The following is an 18,374-nucleotide window of genomic DNA, read 5'->3' on the forward strand; positions in this document are numbered from 1 at the left end:
CCCTATAAAGCTTAACACGGGTACACCTATATGCAACGCAAGGAATTCAAAGGATCTTCTTTAGAGTGATAATGTAAATTATAATTACTTTTAAGTCTATGGAGCCTGCCTTGAGAATAGATTTCATTGCCCTAGTCATTATCATTGGGGTATTTCTAGGTGTTTTCATCTCCTTTTTTATCATTAAAAAATCCTTTAAAAAAAACTTGCCCAATCTTTTTATGGGGTTGTTCATTCTCGCTATTTCTTTGACGATGTTTGAGGGGTGGTTGAATTATACAGGCTATATTTTTAGGTTCTTATGGTTGTCCAATTTTGCAGAGCCCCTTAATTTCCTAATGGCCGGACTTCTCTATTTATTCATAGATACACAACTGGGAGGGCATAGAAAAAAACAGTATTGGTTACATTTTATCCCTTCAATACTCTGGCTTGGCATTTGTATGTTTTATTTCTTACAACCGCCCGAAGTCAAATACAATGATAGCCTTCAGGTAATGAATTTGGATTATCCCCGATTGGTCGAAAACCAGACGTTCTCAGATGACCCCTTGGGCGTTCGTAACAATACCAACCTACTAACGGGTATCTACTTTATTATCTATATTGTTCTAGGTTCAAGAAAGCTTTTGCTCAAAGTCAAGTCATTGGGAGAATCCATTTTTACAACAACGAATACCACTCTTAAATCTATTCGCAACATCTCGATGCATATTATAGCAGTGACAATCATTTTTATTATTGTAAAAAATGTTTTTCATGACGATGTAGGCGATCATTTTATCTACCTATATGTGTCTTTTATGATATTTATGACCGCTATGCAGATCATGAACCAATCTGCCTATTATGACACTGTCTCTACCTTTTTGGAAGTTCCAACATTAAAGTATCAAAAATCTTCTTTAAACGAGTCAGAGAAAAACAGGATTCTTGAGGGCATCACTTCCCAAATGGAAAACGAGAAATATTTTATAAGCAGTACGGCTTCGTTATCGGGGCTGGCAAAAGCGATACATGAATCGCCCCATCATGTTTCACAGGTTATCAATGAAACATTGGGATACTCTTTCTTTGAACTTTTGGCGACTTATCGCGTAAAAGAGGCCAGAGCCATTTTAAAAACCGAGCTAGGCAAAAAATTAACCATTGAAGAGGTTGCAGAAAGGGTTGGTTATAACTCAAAATCTGCCTTTAATACCGCATTTAAGAAATTAACATCACAAACACCTTCTTCTTTCAGAGATTCATAACTTTCTGATTATCAATATTTTTAAGTACTTCCCGATAAGGTAGAACACCGTACCTATAGGCGAAGTCTTTGCAATGGATGACCTGTGGGTAGCTTTGTTTCATAATCAAAAAACAATCGCATTATGGAAACGCAAAACACACCTCAAAAAACAAGAAAATACTTTATTGATTGGCTAAGAATAGGACTCATCATGAGCGTTTTCTTTTTTCATGTAGGCATGATTTTCAGACCTGAAGAATGGCACGTTAACAGTACCGAATCCTTTCCCTTTTTAGACCCTATCATGTGGTGGTTGCACTTATGGAGAATGCCCTTGTTATTTTTAGTATCGGGAGTTGGCACTTTTTACGCCATTGGGCACCGAACCAGTTGGCAATATGTAAAGGAACGGTTTAGAAGGTTGTACATCCCTTTTACGGTTGGGTTCTTTACGTTGGTTCCTTTAATGGTTTATGTAGAGCGAATAGATTTATATGATTCATTATGGGATTTTATTCCCCATACCTTTGACGGAGGACCCTACCCGGTGGGAAACATCTCATGGCATCACCTGTGGTTTATCCTCTATTTGTTTATTATTTCTTTATTGATCGCACCATTTTTAAACTACGCAAAAAGCGGACATTACAATATGGTGAGGGGAAAAGTGATAGGTCTGGTCACAAAAAAAATGGGCTTGAACTGGTTGTTTCCGATCATCATTCTATCACAGGTCCTTTTAAGGCAGTATTTTCCTAAAAGCACCCACGCACTATATAATGATTGGGCTTATTTTACCTACTATTTACTTTTCTTTTTAAGTGGTTTTATGCTATTTACAAGTGGTAAAGTAATCTCTGCCCTTACCAATGACAGGAGATTGTATTTGTTTCAAACACTTATATTTACTGTAATACTCTTTTCACTGCCAGTCCTTTTTAGTGAACCTTCCATGGTTCAAGATTATTCACGGGGAATTACGGAAATGGTCATTTCATTATCCTGCGGATTAACGGCTATAGGCTATTTCAAGAAATATTTCAACAAAGACCATAAATACAGAAAAGTCCTCAACGAAGCTATTTACCCCTTCTATTTGTTGCATCAACCCGCTTTGATCTTTGTTGGCTACATGGTCTTACAATTGGATGTTTCTTATGGGATGCAAGCTGTCTTGATAACCCTACTATCATTGCTCTCCATCTACCTCACTTATTGGTTTGTCATTCGAAAGGTCAATATTCTAAGGGTTGCGTTTGGGATGAAAAGAAAGTCAAAATCCAAAATTTCCGTAGCACATAAAACTGAACAAACACCGGTGTTTAACAAATAAAATAACCGTAAAACCCATTGATCATGACCTTGTTTCGAAAAATACGTAAAGACTTTGTTATAAAAGGACAACTTAAAAAGTACTTCATGTACGCAATTGGAGAAATTCTTTTGGTCATGATGGGTATCAGTTTGGCCTTCCAATTAGACAATTGGAATGACAATAGAATTAAGCAAAACATTGAGATGAGATATTATGAAAATATAGAAAGTCAAATCACAGATGATAAGGATTTAATTGAGGAGCAAAGGAATCTAAACAATGGCTATTTAGAACAATTTAAGTATGCAAACAGAATTCTTGAGACAAATGACCGAGATAAGATAGATACTTTAGGAGTTATCATCCGAAATTTAACCCAATACACCGATTTTGATCGACAAGGCAATATTTATGAAACGCTGGTCAACAGTGGTGAAATAAAAATTCTACGCAATCATGAAATTGTAAAAGGCATAAGGGAATTGGAAGAAAAATATATTTATGTCAACAGAATGGAGAACATACATTATGATGCAATGATGTCACACGTGGTAATGTCCATAAGTCCGTTAATCAAGTTTTCCACAAGTGAAATTCAAAAACCAGAGGTAGTCTTCGAGTATGAATTTCAAAATCTTTTGCTATCGCTCATACAGGTCATGACAGAAAAGGATGAAGTTTATAATGAAGCATTACACGAGATTGAGGGGATTACTGAATTAATTAAAATAGAGTTAAAACATTAGAAAGAAAGAGAAAGTGGAATAGACTCTGCACACCATGCTCTCCAAGAATACCATTTTAATAAACTCCTTTTTATTAGCTAAAAGTATCCCAATATGCGTGCACATAAACTAAAAAACGCTTCTAATAGCAATTCATTTATGACAAATATTTTAGGAATAACATCAATTAAAAACTAGTAAGATGAGATCAATTGAATGCAAATCAAAAAATAAAGATGAACCAATGAGTAAACTGGTAAGAAACGCAATGCTAGTGATTGTATTATTTACAGAACTAAGCTGTTCCAACGACGACCTTCCCGCTACGGCTGATAGTGCCTATTTGAATTACGAAACAAAAACTGAATTGGAGCTTTTTTCATTTGCACGCAAAACTAGTTTTAGATTATGCTTGGTATTATCTGATACAGATTGGTTCATTTCGGTACTTCTCCAACCTTTACAGAAGGTTTTTTTGAAAAAGTATCGCATCCAATAGGTGCTTTAACTTCAATATTGGATTAAAGAACTTAAGTCCCACAAAAGGTCAATCAACGAGAATACTATAAGAGACCAAGAATGGGACTCTATCAGAATATCCTTTTCCATTTTAAAAACGGTGTCATAAAATGGCCCTATTAATAGACTATAAAGAAATATTAATAAACTACATATTCATCCAATTGTAGCTTTTGGTTTATCATCTATAGCCTATGTTGTAAAACATTGAATATCAGTATTTAACATATAATTGGGCAATATTGTCCAAATTACAGTTAACTTTGTCAAGTTAAAATTCGGAAAGCTCCGATTAATCTTGTCTTCCCAGATTCAATATTCTTTTCCAGCTCTCTTCATTTTTTAAAGCAATAGTGCAAAAAACAATTTTAAGCTAAACATAGGTATAGTGACTGTGGTTGGGACACAGTTTGCACAATTAGATTTTTTTTGTGTACCTCATGCTTTTTATGCTTATCCATGATTCTTAAAGCCTTAGGCTAGGAGGATTCAAAACAAAAACATTAGTAGTATCAAAAATCCAAGATTCTCAGAAAGAACAAACACTGATTTCTCAAAGACATTAAGAAAGAGGGTGAACAATTATTTCAAAACAAACAACATCAGTAAGCATGCCAACAAGAGCATGATCACAAAGACCATTCTGATGCTAGCAGTGTTCTTTGTGCCCCTTATTCTGATAAATATTGGCGCTGTTGGGGGGCCATGGCTGCTTTTTGCCTTATATATAACTAGTGGAATTGGGATGGCCGGAATTGGCATGGGTATTATGCACGATGCCAATCATGGTTCGTACTCCAAAAATCAAAAAGTAAATAAATACCTGGGCTACACCATGAACCTAATAGGTGCAAACGCAACGGTATGGAAAATCCAACATAATGTACTGCACCATACCTATACAAATATTGAAGGCGCAGATGATGATATAAACGCACCATTTTTCCTTCGTTTTTCTCCACACGCAAAAAAAAATGGACTCCATAGGTTTCAATATTTGTATATATGGTTCTTTTATGGCATGTCCACAGTCTCATGGGTAACGACCAAAGACTTCATTAGATTGGGCCGCTATAGAAAAATAGGGTTCTTAAATAAAAAGAATGAGTTCAGAAATGAACTTATAAAAATCATTGGCTGGAAGCTATTATATTATTCCTATGCTTTGATCATACCTTTGTTCATAGTGCCATTGCCCCCATGGATAATTATCTTGGCCTTCCTTAGCATGCACTTTGTTACAGGACTTCTGATAAGTATTATATTCCAGGTGGCACATATTATGCCCAGTACGGAATTTCCACTACCTGATGAAGAAGGAGTAATCGAAGGAGATTGGTTTGCACATCAATTGGCCACTACTACCAATTTTGCACCCAAAAGCAGATTGTTTTCCTGGTTGATAGGGGGGTTAAACTATCAAATAGAACATCACCTGCTGCCCAATATCTGTCATGTACACTATAAAAAAATATCAGGCATCGTTGCTGATACTGCCCTGGAATATGGAATACCCTATAACACAAAAAGAACATTTGCCGGTGCCATTATGGACCATATTGGTGTTTTACGCAAGTTGGGGAAAATGTAGTCCGTTTCCACAAAATAAGGACGCAATATTTAACACAAGAAAACAATGAATATTATAAAACAAACATTGAATAGATTAGTAAACAATAAATATAAAGTAATGAAAGAAGGAACAGTAAAATTTTTTAATAGTGCAAAAGGGTTTGGTTTTATTAAACCTGCGGATTCCGAAGAAGATGTCTTTGTGCACCAGAGTGGCCTTATCGATGAAATTCGAGAGAACGACAATGTGAAATTTACAATGGAAAGAGGCCAAAAGGGAATGAACGCGGTCAATGTTGAATTGGTCAAATAAAGCTCTTATTTTCCAGAACAGTTAAAATGCCATCCTTAAAGATGGCATTTTACATCTTGTCTATTACTTTCTTAATCAGTAACCGAAACCAACCATTGATTCCTGACGATCTAGATTTGAAAATAACTTGATATCTGGATGGCAGGAGAGTTCTTGAGCCAAATTCGCAACAGTTAAACTACCTTTTAAACGACATTAAGATAATGATGAGAACGATGTTGATTTTTATATGTCTGATCTCATTGGGCATTTCCCCTACCCAACAAACAAACCAAATAAAAAAAATAGAAGGGGTCTTTCTTGGGCGTGTTGAGAATGGATACTCGTTTTGTGGCAAAGCAGCATTGGGTATGGAAGAAATAGTTGTTTTCGATGAGGTTCTGTCTGTTGTACTTGAAAAGTATCAACTACATGAGGATAAATACATTGGGGAAAATTTTATCATCTCATTTATTGAGGGTGTATTGATTTGGCGAGATGGTAAGGAGGAAACATCCACCGTGGTACGTTTACAAAAGCTTATGCCAGGGCAACACCTTTAAGAGTGATGTTTCATCTTTATCGATAGCATTTTTGGGTCCAATAAAGAGTGGATTCCAAGGGGGTTCCTTTCTTAGAAAATCAATTCATGCATTGAAAATTATAAACAGCAGAATGGTCAAGGAAGCTGAAATAAGAAGAGTGGTTAAACTGAAAGTGCCATTGAGCCAATTGTGTGCTAGTTTGCTCAAAAGATTCATGGGAGGATCGGAATAATAATTGTACTGATATCTTTCAATCATTTGGTGTCTGTAAAATCCTCTAACACTGCCAACAACCAAGTGAATTAGAACGAACATACCAATTATGGATTATGGATTAAAATACCATGATATTATTATCATTTTTTTTATTGCTTCACCTACTCCAATAAAAGGAATTGCTCCAGCACCCGTTACCTCTGGTAAAATTCCGTTCCATTTTTCTATGGCCTTAAGGTTTGCTTCTATCTTCCTGAGTTCGATAAGGTCGGGTGAAATATTCATTTTTTGTAACCGTAGTGCCCCTACTTAAGCTGTCGTGGCGGCAATGGTTTGTTCTGCTTCTACCTTTATTCTGTCCAGATCTCTTTTTGCCTTCAATTCGTTTTGTTCTACAGTTTGTTTTGCCTCAATAGCATCGGTAAAGGTTTGGGAAAAGCAAAATGAGATAGTCGAAAAAGCATCGACCGCTATATTCGAAGCGAGCAACCTTGAAGTAAGTGCTTCTTGCATTTCGGTGCTAACAGCCGGTCTTTTTGTAATCAATTCTTCAGCAGTATATCTGGCCGACACCGCTTTCATTACCTCTTGAATTGTACATCAATGGTTTGATACACCAAGTTTTCCTTATCGGGTATGATGTGATAATTAAGGGTCACGGATAAATCCACATCCTGCCAGTTGGAGGATGAAGAGGCAGCATCTGTCATCGTCTTTTGAATTTTTACGTCCATTAAGATGACGGTTTGTACTATTGGTATTTTGAAATGGATTCCTTCATTCAGTACGGCACCAAAATTCTGGACAACTCCTAGCTCACCTGCACCAACTTGAACCCATGGTCTAAATGCCAACAGCAATACCACCAATACTGCTATAATAATCAGACTTCTCCATTGACCTTTTTCAATACGTTTTTTATCTCACCCATAGGGTCATTATCCATAGTAATTCGGTTTAACTATAAAGATAGGACGTCCTGTACCCGAGTATGTTATACTAATTAAAGCCAATCTTACATAAATCACATATCGCCAGGGAGAGTTAAGATGCCATTGGTCATGGTTATGTTAATTTTAGAGTTTATTGCCCTGAAAAAAGGTGATTCTAGGGAAAGGAAAGTATGGGGACTTTAGCCTCTTGCGAAAGACTATACTTAATCTAAAATGTGTTTTAAGCTTCTCCGAAGCGTTTTAAGAGTGGGTAACATGGTAAAGAAATGGATATTAATCTAATTAGAACTCTTTCTCGCTCTGCTTTTGTTTTTTATTGTTAACTTTTAGAATCGAGAACGTCAAATAAAAAAAGGAAACATGGATTTGAAAGGGAAAGTTGCCTACATAACTGGTGGTACAAAAGGAATTGGTTACGGAGTAGCTAAGTCGCTATTGCAGCAAGGCATGAAGGTAGCTATAAGTGGAAGAAGTATAGATGGAGTTGACAAAGCCATAAAAAGTTTGGGGAGTGAGGAAAACGTTCTAGGAATATCCTCAGATGTGACTAAACTTACAGATGAGGTGAATGCTATACAGATGATTTTGGAGAAATGGGAGCAACTGGATTTTGTGCTGGCCAATGCCGGTGTAGGTCATTTTGCCCCTATTGATGAAATGGAAGAAAGTGAGTGGCATAATATGATCAACGTGAACCTTAATGGGGTTTTTCATACATTAAAAGCTTCTGTTGAGGCATTAAAAAAATCTGAAGGGTATTATATGACCTTGGCAAGCTTGGCCGGAACCAATTTTTTTGCCCAAGGAGCAGGATATAATGCCACTAAATTTGGTGTAGTGGGATTTACTCAGGCAGCGATGTTGGACTTAAGAAAATATAACATCAAGGTAACCACAATAATGCCTGGTTCTGTAGCAACCCATTTTAATGGGAACGAACCTTCTGAGAAAGATTCGTGGAAAATACAGGCTGAGGACATTGGAAAGCTTGTGGTTGATTTACTGCAAATGAATCCTCGTACACTGCCAAGCAAAATAGAAGTTAGACCTACACGGCCAGATTTAAAGTAGTTACACCTTTTTTTCGGTAAACGGAATATTGGGGTTGCAGATTTCCAGGATGATCCCCTTTAAATAACCTTCAAAAGTATTAAGGGTATCAGGATCAATGTTCGTTCCATTTGAATTAAAAGGTAAAAAGCCTTGACTCAAATTTTTAAAGGAGTAAATTCCAGCCTGTAAAAGGTTGGCATTATGCTTTTTTGAATACAAAAATGCGTAGCACAGCAATTGAAATGCCTTGCTTTTGTCATAGTTAGAAATTAGTTCTTGCCAATCTGTAATTTTTACATTTCTAGGTTCTACTTTTCCGGTTTTATAGTCAATTATTCTGGTAACACCATCTATTAGGTCAACCCTATCCAATGTGCCTTTAAGTTTTATTGGAAAATCCAGTTCCGGGATATTTAGTTGCACAACAAATCGTTCTTCCAATCCCAATATTTTTATTTGGTGGTTCTCCAGTTGTTCTATTTCTTGTTCAATAAAGTTCTGTAGATACTTTAGAACTACATTGTAAACCAAAAGAAATTTACCTTTTAGAATATCAACCCCGGGTAAGTTTTTGTTAAAGTGGGTTTTTACCGCTTCTGGGATTCTTGCTGTTAAATTAGAGGTGTTTTCCAACGTCAGGATTTTATTGATCAGTGGTTGGTACAGTTCTTCCAAACTATCATGCACTATCGTGCCAAAAGTGTTGGCCGCTATCGTTTCTTCAACTTCTGGAACATCATTTATTTTGAGAATATTTTTTTTATAAAATTCAAGAGGGTTTCTAATGTAGTTTGTTAAAGAAGTTGGTGAAAAACCCTTATCTGCGAAGGTTGCTATGTCCTTTAGAAGTAATTGGCTTTTAGATACCTCGGTTACAGGTGTTGGCGAAATTTTAACTTTAGGAGATGCTATGCTGTGTGTAACATATTTTGAAAAGTTAGTATCTGTTAGCAGTTGAGAGATCAACCTACTCTTTTCACCACCCTCTAAAACGTCCGGTTCGGTGTTATAGATAATATGGATGTTTTTGGCACGCTGGATTAATCTGTAAAAATGATAGGTATAGATGGCATCTTTCTCTTTATAAGTAGGAAGCCCATATTCCCGTTTTACATCAAAAGGGATAAAAGAATTATTGGATTTGCCCGAGGGTAGTATCCCTTCATTTACGGAAGTAAGAATGACTGTTTCAAAGTCCAGATTTCGACTTTCCAACATACCCATGATCTGCAATCCAGATAAAGGTTCGCCTATAAAATCCAACGTTTCCATTACCGCTAGCTGCTTAAACAAACTTTTAAGTGATTTAAGACCTGGTCTAAAGTCAGCAGAATCTAAATGAGTTCTTAGCTGGTTGAACAGGGTATAAAACCGGTATAAAGATTCAAGCTCCTGGGCGTTCTTTTGCTCAGTAAATATTTTTTTTAAGTCTTGAATGAGCAACAGGCAGTTGTCTACCCATTGCAATGACGAAATGGGTTTGAGAGGGAACATGACTTCCAATATCTTGCTTGCTCCAACGTACTTAGAAAGATTTTTTGAACTGAGATGAAGCCTGTTGTTTTGTTTTATGTCTCTTGGAATTTCTTTTGCAAAGTCTATTTGTTGTGAAGAAGAAATGGATACGCTGTAAGGGTTAGATAGAAATTCTAGAACGTCTTTGTAAAACCACCTTTTTCCTATGTTGGATATATTCAATTCCAAAAAAGATAGGAAGAATGAATACAGCACTGTTTTGTTAAGAGGCAGGCCCATAGTAATGTTCACCTCGTTGACTTCATTTGGCACAGCTTGAAGAATGGGATTAAGCAAAGATTCATCTGCAAGAACAAGAGCTGTATTTTTAAGTCCATTAGCGGATTTTGACTGAATTCCCCTTAAAATTTCGCCAACATATTTGGCTTGGGAAATACTTTTGGGCACCCCGGTTACAGAAACATTTTTAGGAGACAAAAAAGTGTTATGCGCTCCAGCTAGATTTTTGTCTTGGTAATAGGGCCATAGTTTTTTATAGTCTCTAATAAAAAGTCCGGCATCATGAACCGTATCTTCAAGAAAATGGGAATCAATATCCCAATAAATTTGACTATTTGTATGGGTGAGAAAATGTTGTATTATGTTTGATTCTGCCGTGTTAAGAGCATTGAAACCGATAAAAACCAAAGAATCAATTTGGTTAGCTTCGCAATAGCTAACAAGGTTTTCATTTGCTTTTCTATAGATTAGGCCTTGGTATCCTTTCTTTTGCGCTATAAGATGAGTTGTAAAGGAATCATATAAATGTTCAAGGCTTCCCCATAACTGTAAATAATTTTGAATTAACGTTGTCTTCTCTTTTTTTAACGACCAATGATTGAGTTCTTTTATTGCAGATAGGTAATTAAGGATATCCTTGGCCGGAATTAGATACCTATCTATTTCGTTAAAATCCTGGAGCAATGTTTGGCCCCATTTTAAGAAGGTATTAAAATCGTCATGGGATGCTATTGTTTTTGATGCTTTGTACACTGCATAGAGTTGTATAAGGAGGTCTATTGAAGAAGTGGAGGTAATGCCAGAGATGTCTTCAACAAAATCTTCTATGGCCAAGATCTTTGGACTAAAGCTGTTTTTGGTAAGGGTGTTTGAAATATGTTTTTTAAGAAAAGTGCCTGACCTTTTACTGGGAAGAATAAAGGTTAATGACTCAATGGCCATTTCTTTTTTTGTTAGGTCCGCCAGAACATATTCAAGAAAACTTTGATGCATATGCTAAAAATAAAAAAGGCCCTGCATTTGCAGGGCCTTTTTTGAAAAGAAAACTTAGTTTTCTAATTCTTATTTCACCAAGTTGATTTCAACTCTTCTGTTTTGAGCTCTTCCAGCTCTGTTGTTGTTCGTTGCGATTGGCTTGTCTTCACCATATCCGATAGCAGATAATCTATCAGCACCAACACCTTTGTCAATCAAGAAGTCTCTTACAGAGTTAGCTCTTGACTCAGAAAGTTTTTGGTTTGTTGAAGCACCACCAACACTATCAGTATGTCCTTCTACTGTAAACTTAGCAGTAGGATACTCGTTTAAGATAGTGATGATATCAACCATTACAGAAGTAGATTCTGCTTTGATAGAAGATCTACCAGTATCAAACAAGATAGTTCTTGCATAGTCGTTCAATTGTTTTTGAACTTCTTCAGTTACTTCTGGGCAACCGTTGTTAGCAACAGTACCAGCTACTTGTGGACACTGATCGTCTTTGTCAAGAACACTATCACCGTCAGCATCTGGCCAAGGGCATCCATTGTTCTCAGCAGGACCAGCTTCATTAGGACACTGATCATCTTTGTCAGCAACACCGTCACCATCAGCATCTGGACAACCAGCTAAAGCAGCAAGACCAGCTTCGTTAGGACAAGCATCGTCCTTATCAGCAACACCGTCACCGTCAGCATCTGGACAACCGTTCATTTCTTTAGAACCAGCTTCGTTAGGACAGCTGTCTTTGCTATCTTCTATACCATCTCCATCAGCATCTGGACAACCGTTGAAAGCTTCTAGACCAGCAACTTCTGGACAAGCATCGTCCTTGTCATAGATTCCATCACCGTCAGTATCAGTTCCACCAAATTTGATGCTGATACCTGCCATGTGCTGAAAATGCTTTACTAAGTAATCTTCAAAAGCATGCTTGTACTGAGTTTGTAATGTTAGACCAATGTTTTCTGAAAACCAGATGTTAACACCGATACCTGCATTTGCAGTACCAGCACCGATCTCATCAACCCAAGTATAACCACCACCTATTTCAGCAAATGGGTCAATTGTTGTGTTTTTAAGAAAGTTGTACTTAATAGTACCATCTATAGCGTAATGTGAAAGATCATCAACCGCTTGGTCACCATTGTTTTCAATTCTATTTAAAGAACCTCTTGCACCTACAGAAAATCCACTTCCAACATATTTGGATACAGCTACGTAAGAAACGGAAGGCAAGATGTTCCAGTGGTCAGAAACGTTGAAGTACTCATCGAACAATGTAGTACTTGAGAACGGGTTGTTCTCATCGTTGGTAGGATAAGTGTCAATTGCGTTTACCCCAAAACTAATCTGCCACGGATTATTCTCGTCTTGCGCTTGTAGGTTGTTAGCGCCTAAAACTAATAGGGCAACAACTAATAATTTGCTAAGATGTTTCATGCTCAAAATTTTAAGTTTAAGTGTTTATCAGCAGCAAATGTAAGTTGTTAAGACTTATTAACAAAATCAATTTTTCTTTTTTTTTAATGCATTACATGGAACATTTACTGCATTTCAACGATTTTCAATGTTTTTCCGACTTCAATGAATGCACTAATTGCTTGATCTAAATGATGCTGTTCATGCGCTGCGGATAGCTGAACACGGATGCGAGCCTTGCCCTTTGGAACAACAGGATAAAAGAAGCCAATTACATAAATGCCTTTTTCTAAAAGCATATCTGCCATCTGTTGGGAAAGCTTGGCATCGTACAGCATTACTGGAACTATGGCGGAATCACCGTCTATAATATCAAAACCAGCCTGTTTCATCCCTTTCTTGAAATATTCTGTATTACGCTGAAGTTTGTCCCTTAGTGAAGTGTCTTTGTCCAGCATCTCAAAAACCTTGATAGAAGCACCTACAATGGCTGGAGCAAGGGAGTTTGAGAACAAATATGGTCGAGACCTTTGACGCAACATTTCTATTATTTCTTTTTTGCCCGTTGTATAGCCCCCCATTGCTCCACCAAGCGCTTTGCCCAAAGTGCCGGTAATAATGTCTATGCGATCCATTACCCCTTTTTCTTCAAGGGTGCCTCTCCCAGTTTCACCAATAAATCCAGCGGAATGACATTCATCAATCATTACCATGGCATCGTACTTGTCCGCTAAATCACAAATTTTGTCTAGAGGAGCTAAGAGTCCATCCATAGAAAAGACACCATCTGTAACGATAATTTTAAATCGAGCACTGTCTTTTTGGCTTTGTTTGAGCTGAGCTTCAAGATCGGCCATATCATTATTGGCATATCTGTATCTTTTGGCCTTACAAAGGCGAACACCATCAATTATTGATGCATGGTTCAAGGAGTCTGAGATGATAGCATCTTCCGCTGTCAATAAAGGTTCAAATACCCCACCATTGGCGTCAAAAGCTGCAGCATATAATATGGTGTCCTCTGTTCCATAAAAATTGGCAATCTTTTCTTCCAATTCTTTATGAATGTCTTGAGTACCGCAAATAAACCTTACCGAAGACATACCAAAACCATGAGAGTCCAATGTATCCTTAGCTGCTTGTACTACCTCAGGGTGTGATGAAAGCCCCAAATAATTATTGGCACAAAAGTTAATGACCTCTTGTCCTGTGGATATTTTTATAACCGCATCTTGTGGAGACGTAATGATGCGCTCTTTTTTAAATAGGCCTGCCTCTTTTATGGCGTCTAGCTCGTTTGCAAGATGCTCTTTTATTTTTCCGTACATAGTTTTTAGGTTTAAAGAAAAACGGGATTTATTTTGTGATCAATATAGACAATAATAGTATGTTTAATTTCAAAATCCATCTCTTTTAGCACATTTGCGTAATGTATTATCTGCTCTTTGTGAGATGGTGATGGTCTTCCTGTTTTATAGTCAATAATTGTTGCTTGGTTATTTGCTATTGCAATGCGATCCGGGCGCAATGAACCTCCGTCCATCGTGAGTATTTCTTGCTCATTCAATATTTGATGTTCGCCGGAGAAATATTTTTCAAGTTCTGGGTGGCCAACGACTGCATGTATCTTTTCTTCTAAATATTTATCGGCATGTTCTGGAACATCTCCTGATAATTTGAGTTTGTCAAGCACATTGGAAACATCATACTTTGTTATGATATGGCTAAGAGCAAAATGAATAAGATTTCCAAGTTCAATGGCCTCCTTTATTTCATCATCCCATAAATGACTGGATTTTGTGGAAATGGCAAAACCGGGGTCTTCTTTTTGTCTTGTTAAATATGGAATATGAAGACTTTCTGTTGACAAGGTAGTGGTTGCATCATTTTCCAGCAATGTGCCAAAAGCATATATTTCCTGGTCGTTTTTAGGAATATCATTGTTTTGCAAGTAACAGTAAAACAAATCTGAATATGAAGAGGCATGCAGGAGAGAAGGATTGTTTCTGCCAACTTCTGAAATGATGTAAAGTCCTTTTTCTGCCCTTGTCAATGCCACATACAATACATTTATGGCGTCCAATTCGGTTTTTTTTACTTCATCAATGTAGACATCTGCCGTAGCCTGATTAAAATGCAACATTTCCTGGTTTGTGCTGATCAGGAATTCATTTAACCCAAAATCCTGCTCCGTATCTGTTGCTGGTACCCATGATTTCTTTTTCTTTCGCTTATCATCAATTATTGCATTGGCAAAAGGAAAGATTACAATAGGAAATTCCAGTCCCTTGGCTTTGTGAATGGTCATGATCTTAACCGCATTAACGTTTTCTGGAGCAGCAATGGACAGACTGTTTTTTTTCTTCTCCCAATATTTGAGAAAAGAATGTATTCCCGGCCCCTCCCTTTGTTCAACTACCAATACTTCATCCATCAAAAAAGAAAGATAAGCGGATGCATTTGCTGATAGGTCAAATTGGATGATGGCCTTTTCAAGAATGTTGAAAACGGGTTGCCCTTTTAAATTGTTCAAGTTAAATCCATATGAAGTGGCAAGCAATCCCTCCAGAACGCCCAGGTTGGACGATATAAAATCGTGCCTGTCTTTTTTGGCCAAGAACATCAAAGTTTCGTAGCGGGCTTCGTTGTCATTTATATCATCCATCACTTTTAGTAATGAAACAAGAAAACGAACCTTTTCATTATTGTTTAATAACAAAGAGTCTGAAGAGATAATGGGAATGTCTTTTTCAGACAGAAAATTGGCCAAAAGCATGCCTTTATTATTGTCCCGCACTAGAATGCAAATGTCGGAGAAGAGATGTTTTTTCAACACAATCTCATCAATTTTTTTTAGAACTTCAGTACAATATGCTTCTTCTTTATCAGAGACATTGTTGTCCAAAAATGATAATTGTACAAAACCACCAGATTTGTTGTTGGCTTTTTGACCGCACCCTTCCAAAAAAAGGTTTTTATAATCTTCGCCTTTTAAAAAAGGAGCAACGAACGAGAAAAAGCTATTGTTGAATTGGACAATTTCGCTATAACTTCTCCAATTCGTATCCAAGGAATTGATACTAGGTTCTACTACAAAAGGATGCGATTTTAGGTTTATTAAATTAAGGAATTGCTTTGCTCTACCTCCCCGCCATCTATAAATGGCTTGCTTTACATCCCCAACAAGAAATAAGGAACCACTTTCTTTTTTTTCATTTTCACTTTCCAAGGCATTTCCAATTAACGGAATTAGGTTGTCCCATTGCATTTGAGAAGTGTCTTGGAACTCATCTATAAAATAGTGCCTGTATTTTTCTCCCATTCTTTCGTAAATAAAAGGAACGGGTTGGTCTTTTATTTCTTTTGACAATAATGAATTCAATGATGAAATTGGGATTACATCTTTTTCAACCTCAATGTTCTTGATTTCTTTTGCAATTTCATTCAGTAAGGTGAGTGGAACTATATTGCCATAAATATTCTTGAGATAGCTGCGTTTGTATAGATTCTTTTTGATGATTGAAAAAATGCCCAGAACAATGCTGGCCAAATGGGTGGCTTCCCTTTTGTCCGTAGCTTTTAGAATTTTGTGTTCCAGCAAATTTTGTTCCAGCTTGTTGTTGTAAAGTGCTTTAACGCCGTATTCCTTTTGCAATATTTTTTTAAAATGATTTGGAAGAGTCTGTCTAGGGAAATCTGAAAAATCAAACCCTTGGTTTTCAATTTCCTGAAGTGCCTTTTGGGCTTCAATAAGAACATTGTTTTCAATTACTCTTATTTGAGACGAAATATTCTTTTGAATTTGTTGAAAATCACTGATCGATTTGGATAGGAGTTTGTCTACATGCCCAGAATGGTTTTCTTGAAAAAGCAGCTTTCCAATTTCCACTAGATCATATGTAATGTTCCAGCTTTTGTCATTATCAATCTTTTCAAGGGAGAAAGCAAGTAAAACCTCGGTAAGCTGTTTATCTGTTCCCGCTCTTTCCAACAAGTGCCCTACAGCTTCTTCCAAAAGCAGTTCAACATCCAGCTCGATCTCAAAGTTTTGTGAAAGTTGAAGATCCCTAGCAAATGTTTTTATGATCTTATGATTGAACTTGTCAATTGTGGAAACCTCAAAGAACGAGTAGTTATGCAATATTTTTTTAAGAACCGTTCTGGATCGTTCCTGAAGCTGTTTGGCACTTAAAGAAAGGTCTTCACAAATTTCACGAAACAATGTTCCCTGTTCTTTATCGTTTCCAAAAGCATGAAGACTATCCAAAATCCGGGCTTTCATTTCCCCAACGGCTTTATTTGTAAAGGTAATGGCCAGTATTTGTCTAAATTTTGTTGAAGTGTTATTGGAGAGTAGAAGTTTAAGGTATTCCTTGGTCAAGGTATATGTCTTGCCTGAGCCTGCCGATGCATTATATATTTTAAAGCTGGAAACCTCCAAAAAGTTTTTCTTGCAAATTACGGATTACCAACTTGAACTTAACACAGAATTGCATGAATATATGTCTTAAAAGCGTATTTTTACAAGAATCATTAATAACTTAAAAACAACATAATTATGGCTTTTGAATTACCAAAATTACCCTATGCATATGATGCTTTAGAGCCACATATAGACGCGAGAACAATGGAAATTCACCATACAAAGCACCATAATGGGTATACCACTAAATTGAATGGTGCAATTGCGGGAACAGATTTAGAAGGAAAAGGAATCCTTGATGTTTTGGCCAATTTGGACATGTCCAATGGAGCAGTGAGAAACAATGGAGGAGGGTTTTACAATCACGCTCTTTTCTGGGAAGTGATGTCCCCAAATGGAGGAGGAGCACCAAGTGGAGATTTAGCAGCTGCCATTGATGATGCTTTTGGCTCTTTTGATGCCTTTAAAGAAAAATTCAGTACAGCCGCCGGAACAAGGTTTGGGTCTGGTTGGGCTTGGCTCTGTGTTCATAAAGGCGGGAAGGTTGATGTTTGCTCAACGCCAAACCAAGACAACCCAATAATGCCGGGAACAGGGTGTGGAGGACATCCTATCTTAGGATTGGATGTTTGGGAACATGCATATTATCTAAATTACCAGAATAGAAGACCAGATTATGTGGCAGCATTTTTTAACGTAATCAATTGGGATAAAGTTTCTGAAAATTACAATGCAAACAAATAATTAGGAGGTTCAATCCTGTTAAAGTTAAAAAGGCCGAACACAATTTTGTGTTCGGCCTTTTTATTTTATAAATGCACTAAATAGAAAAGGGTGAGGAAGCCCTCACCCTTTTCGTCCCAAATCTTACCATAAACTTAACCTACTTATGCTATGGCAAAACTAAATTACTGGTATTGTGAGAAATAACAAAAGTTTTTGAGGAAATTTTTGATTTTTTGAAAAAAAATTGCGGATAATTCAGTGCGGAAATTTGTTAAATCCTTGGGGTTCAAATATAAAGAAGGCGGAGATTTCTCCGCCTTCTTTCCCCAAATCTTACCATGAACTTAACCTACTTATGCTATGGTCCTCCAAATGTAAGCCAAGGTCATGATTGGTGAGTAAGCTTTTAGATGAAACCCTCTTTATTTGGTTGAATTACCAACCTTGTGGTTAGAGCGTACTATTACTAAAGAAAAGGATTACGTAGTGCGGTATTTGGATTACTTAAAATAAAAAAGGTGGAATAGCTTCCACCTTTTTTGCCCCAAATCTTACCATGAACTTAACCTACTTATGCTATGGCAATACTAAAGTAGGTTTGAGTTTTACCTACGAATCAAAAAGACGGCAACATGCACGTTTCATC

General features: G+C 36.9%; 17 protein-coding genes. 9 read left to right on the forward strand and 8 right to left on the reverse strand.

Translation table 11 applies throughout. The annotated features are described in order from the left end of the window. Nucleotides 1–98: 98 nt before the first annotated feature. The 7 genes from DKG77_RS04020 to DKG77_RS04050 all read left to right on the forward strand — a co-directional run bounded on the left by DKG77_RS04020 (nt 99) and on the right by DKG77_RS04050 (nt 6,220). Nucleotides 99–1,253, forward strand: coding sequence for a helix-turn-helix domain-containing protein (locus DKG77_RS04020; RefSeq protein WP_109660419.1), 1,155 nt, complete (start codon nt 99–101; stop codon nt 1,251–1,253). A gap of 123 nt (nt 1,254–1,376) precedes the next feature. Further along, entirely contained in the window at nt 1,377–2,567 is a 1,191-nt protein-coding gene (locus DKG77_RS04025) for an acyltransferase family protein (protein WP_109660421.1), read from the forward strand. A gap of 23 nt (nt 2,568–2,590) precedes the next feature. Continuing rightward, the gene (locus DKG77_RS04030; protein WP_109660423.1) at nt 2,591–3,295 is read left to right on the forward strand and encodes a DUF6090 family protein; all 705 of its coding nucleotides are present in this window, start codon (nt 2,591–2,593) and stop codon (nt 3,293–3,295) included. A gap of 181 nt (nt 3,296–3,476) precedes the next feature. Beyond that, nucleotides 3,477–3,773, forward strand: coding sequence for a hypothetical protein (locus DKG77_RS04035; protein ID WP_109660425.1), 297 nt, complete (start codon nt 3,477–3,479; stop codon nt 3,771–3,773). 666 nt (nt 3,774–4,439) lie between these two features. After that, nucleotides 4,440–5,384, forward strand: a complete 945-nt coding sequence (locus DKG77_RS04040; RefSeq protein WP_109661425.1) for a fatty acid desaturase family protein — start codon at nt 4,440–4,442, stop codon at nt 5,382–5,384. 99 nt (nt 5,385–5,483) lie between these two features. Then, nucleotides 5,484–5,678 (forward strand): cold-shock protein, encoded by a 195-nt coding sequence (locus DKG77_RS04045; RefSeq protein WP_109661427.1) that lies wholly within the window; start codon nt 5,484–5,486, stop codon nt 5,676–5,678. Between the two features lie 203 nt (nt 5,679–5,881). After that, nucleotides 5,882–6,220, forward strand: a complete 339-nt coding sequence (locus DKG77_RS04050) for a hypothetical protein (protein ID WP_133248414.1) — start codon at nt 5,882–5,884, stop codon at nt 6,218–6,220. 84 nt (nt 6,221–6,304) lie between these two features. On the opposite strand, the gene DKG77_RS04055 is transcribed toward DKG77_RS04050, so the two are convergent. Genes DKG77_RS04055 through DKG77_RS17055 form a run of 4 tightly spaced genes read right to left on the reverse strand, consistent with a single transcriptional unit; the run spans nt 6,305 to nt 7,284 of the window. Beyond that, nucleotides 6,305–6,517 carry a hypothetical protein gene (locus tag DKG77_RS04055; RefSeq protein ID WP_109660429.1) on the reverse strand — a complete coding sequence of 71 codons (213 nt, stop codon included), beginning with the start codon at nt 6,515–6,517 and terminating at the stop codon, nt 6,305–6,307. A gap of 12 nt (nt 6,518–6,529) precedes the next feature. Continuing rightward, nucleotides 6,530–6,703 (reverse strand): hypothetical protein, encoded by a 174-nt coding sequence (locus tag DKG77_RS17045; protein WP_207785431.1) that lies wholly within the window; start codon nt 6,701–6,703, stop codon nt 6,530–6,532. A gap of 24 nt (nt 6,704–6,727) precedes the next feature. Further along, nucleotides 6,728–7,000, reverse strand: a complete 273-nt coding sequence (locus DKG77_RS17050; protein ID WP_207785432.1) for an SPFH domain-containing protein — start codon at nt 6,998–7,000, stop codon at nt 6,728–6,730. Next, nucleotides 7,000–7,284: an SPFH domain-containing protein gene (locus tag DKG77_RS17055; protein WP_207785433.1), complete on the reverse strand. Its 285-nt coding sequence runs from the start codon at nt 7,282–7,284 to the stop codon at nt 7,000–7,002. Before DKG77_RS17055 ends, DKG77_RS17050 begins: the two co-directional genes overlap by 1 nt. A gap of 447 nt (nt 7,285–7,731) precedes the next feature. Between DKG77_RS17055 and DKG77_RS04065 the strand changes: the two genes are divergently transcribed. Continuing rightward, a complete protein-coding gene (locus DKG77_RS04065; RefSeq protein ID WP_109660431.1) occupies nt 7,732–8,442 on the forward strand; it encodes an SDR family oxidoreductase in 711 nt (236 codons plus the stop codon). Here DKG77_RS04065 and DKG77_RS04070 read toward each other — a convergent pair whose 3' ends face one another. The 4 genes from DKG77_RS04070 to DKG77_RS04085 form a co-directional block, all read right to left on the reverse strand. Continuing rightward, nucleotides 8,443–11,172, reverse strand: coding sequence for a PD-(D/E)XK nuclease family protein (locus DKG77_RS04070; RefSeq protein WP_109660433.1), 2,730 nt, complete (start codon nt 11,170–11,172; stop codon nt 8,443–8,445). Nucleotides 11,173–11,241: 69 nt separating this feature from the next. Then, nucleotides 11,242–12,600, reverse strand: a complete 1,359-nt coding sequence (locus DKG77_RS04075) for an OmpA family protein (RefSeq protein WP_109660436.1) — start codon at nt 12,598–12,600, stop codon at nt 11,242–11,244. Nucleotides 12,601–12,704: 104 nt separating this feature from the next. Then, nucleotides 12,705–13,907 carry a glycine C-acetyltransferase gene (gene kbl, locus DKG77_RS04080; protein WP_109660438.1) on the reverse strand — a complete coding sequence of 401 codons (1,203 nt, stop codon included), beginning with the start codon at nt 13,905–13,907 and terminating at the stop codon, nt 12,705–12,707. An 11-nt stretch (nt 13,908–13,918) separates the two neighbouring features. Continuing rightward, complete coding sequence (locus DKG77_RS04085; RefSeq protein WP_109660440.1) at nt 13,919–17,020, reverse strand: UvrD-helicase domain-containing protein; 3,102 nt, start codon at nt 17,018–17,020, stop codon at nt 13,919–13,921. 117 nt (nt 17,021–17,137) lie between these two features. Between DKG77_RS04085 and DKG77_RS04090 the strand changes: the two genes are divergently transcribed. Continuing rightward, nucleotides 17,138–17,746, forward strand: coding sequence for a superoxide dismutase (locus tag DKG77_RS04090; protein ID WP_109660442.1), 609 nt, complete (start codon nt 17,138–17,140; stop codon nt 17,744–17,746). The last annotated feature ends 628 nt before the right edge of the window (nt 17,747–18,374 follow it).

It is taken from the genome of Flagellimonas aquimarina, from assembly GCF_003149745.1.
Lineage (GTDB): Bacteria > Bacteroidota > Bacteroidia > Flavobacteriales > Flavobacteriaceae > Flagellimonas > Flagellimonas aquimarina.

What these genes read in the sequence shown, in the direction of transcription:
- DKG77_RS04020 (WP_109660419.1), top strand. Translation starts at nt 99, where the DNA reads ATGGAGCCTGCCTTGAGAATAGATTTCATTGCCCTAGTCATTATCATT.
- DKG77_RS04025 (WP_109660421.1), top strand. Translation starts at nt 1,377, where the DNA reads ATGGAAACGCAAAACACACCTCAAAAAACAAGAAAATACTTTATTGAT.
- DKG77_RS04030 (WP_109660423.1), top strand. Translation starts at nt 2,591, where the DNA reads ATGACCTTGTTTCGAAAAATACGTAAAGACTTTGTTATAAAAGGACAA.
- DKG77_RS04035 (WP_109660425.1), top strand. Translation starts at nt 3,477, where the DNA reads ATGAGATCAATTGAATGCAAATCAAAAAATAAAGATGAACCAATGAGT.
- DKG77_RS04040 (WP_109661425.1), top strand. Translation starts at nt 4,440, where the DNA reads ATGCTAGCAGTGTTCTTTGTGCCCCTTATTCTGATAAATATTGGCGCT.
- DKG77_RS04045 (WP_109661427.1), top strand. Translation starts at nt 5,484, where the DNA reads ATGAAAGAAGGAACAGTAAAATTTTTTAATAGTGCAAAAGGGTTTGGT.
- DKG77_RS04050 (WP_133248414.1), top strand. Translation starts at nt 5,882, where the DNA reads ATGATGAGAACGATGTTGATTTTTATATGTCTGATCTCATTGGGCATT.
- DKG77_RS04055 (WP_109660429.1), bottom strand. Translation starts at nt 6,517, where the DNA reads ATGTTCGTTCTAATTCACTTGGTTGTTGGCAGTGTTAGAGGATTTTAC.
- DKG77_RS17045 (WP_207785431.1), bottom strand. Translation starts at nt 6,703, where the DNA reads ATGAATATTTCACCCGACCTTATCGAACTCAGGAAGATAGAAGCAAAC.
- DKG77_RS17050 (WP_207785432.1), bottom strand. Translation starts at nt 7,000, where the DNA reads ATGAAAGCGGTGTCGGCCAGATATACTGCTGAAGAATTGATTACAAAA.
- DKG77_RS04065 (WP_109660431.1), top strand. Translation starts at nt 7,732, where the DNA reads ATGGATTTGAAAGGGAAAGTTGCCTACATAACTGGTGGTACAAAAGGA.
- DKG77_RS04070 (WP_109660433.1), bottom strand. Translation starts at nt 11,172, where the DNA reads ATGCATCAAAGTTTTCTTGAATATGTTCTGGCGGACCTAACAAAAAAA.
- DKG77_RS04075 (WP_109660436.1), bottom strand. Translation starts at nt 12,600, where the DNA reads ATGAAACATCTTAGCAAATTATTAGTTGTTGCCCTATTAGTTTTAGGC.
- kbl (WP_109660438.1), bottom strand. Translation starts at nt 13,907, where the DNA reads ATGTACGGAAAAATAAAAGAGCATCTTGCAAACGAGCTAGACGCCATA.
- DKG77_RS04090 (WP_109660442.1), top strand. Translation starts at nt 17,138, where the DNA reads ATGGCTTTTGAATTACCAAAATTACCCTATGCATATGATGCTTTAGAG.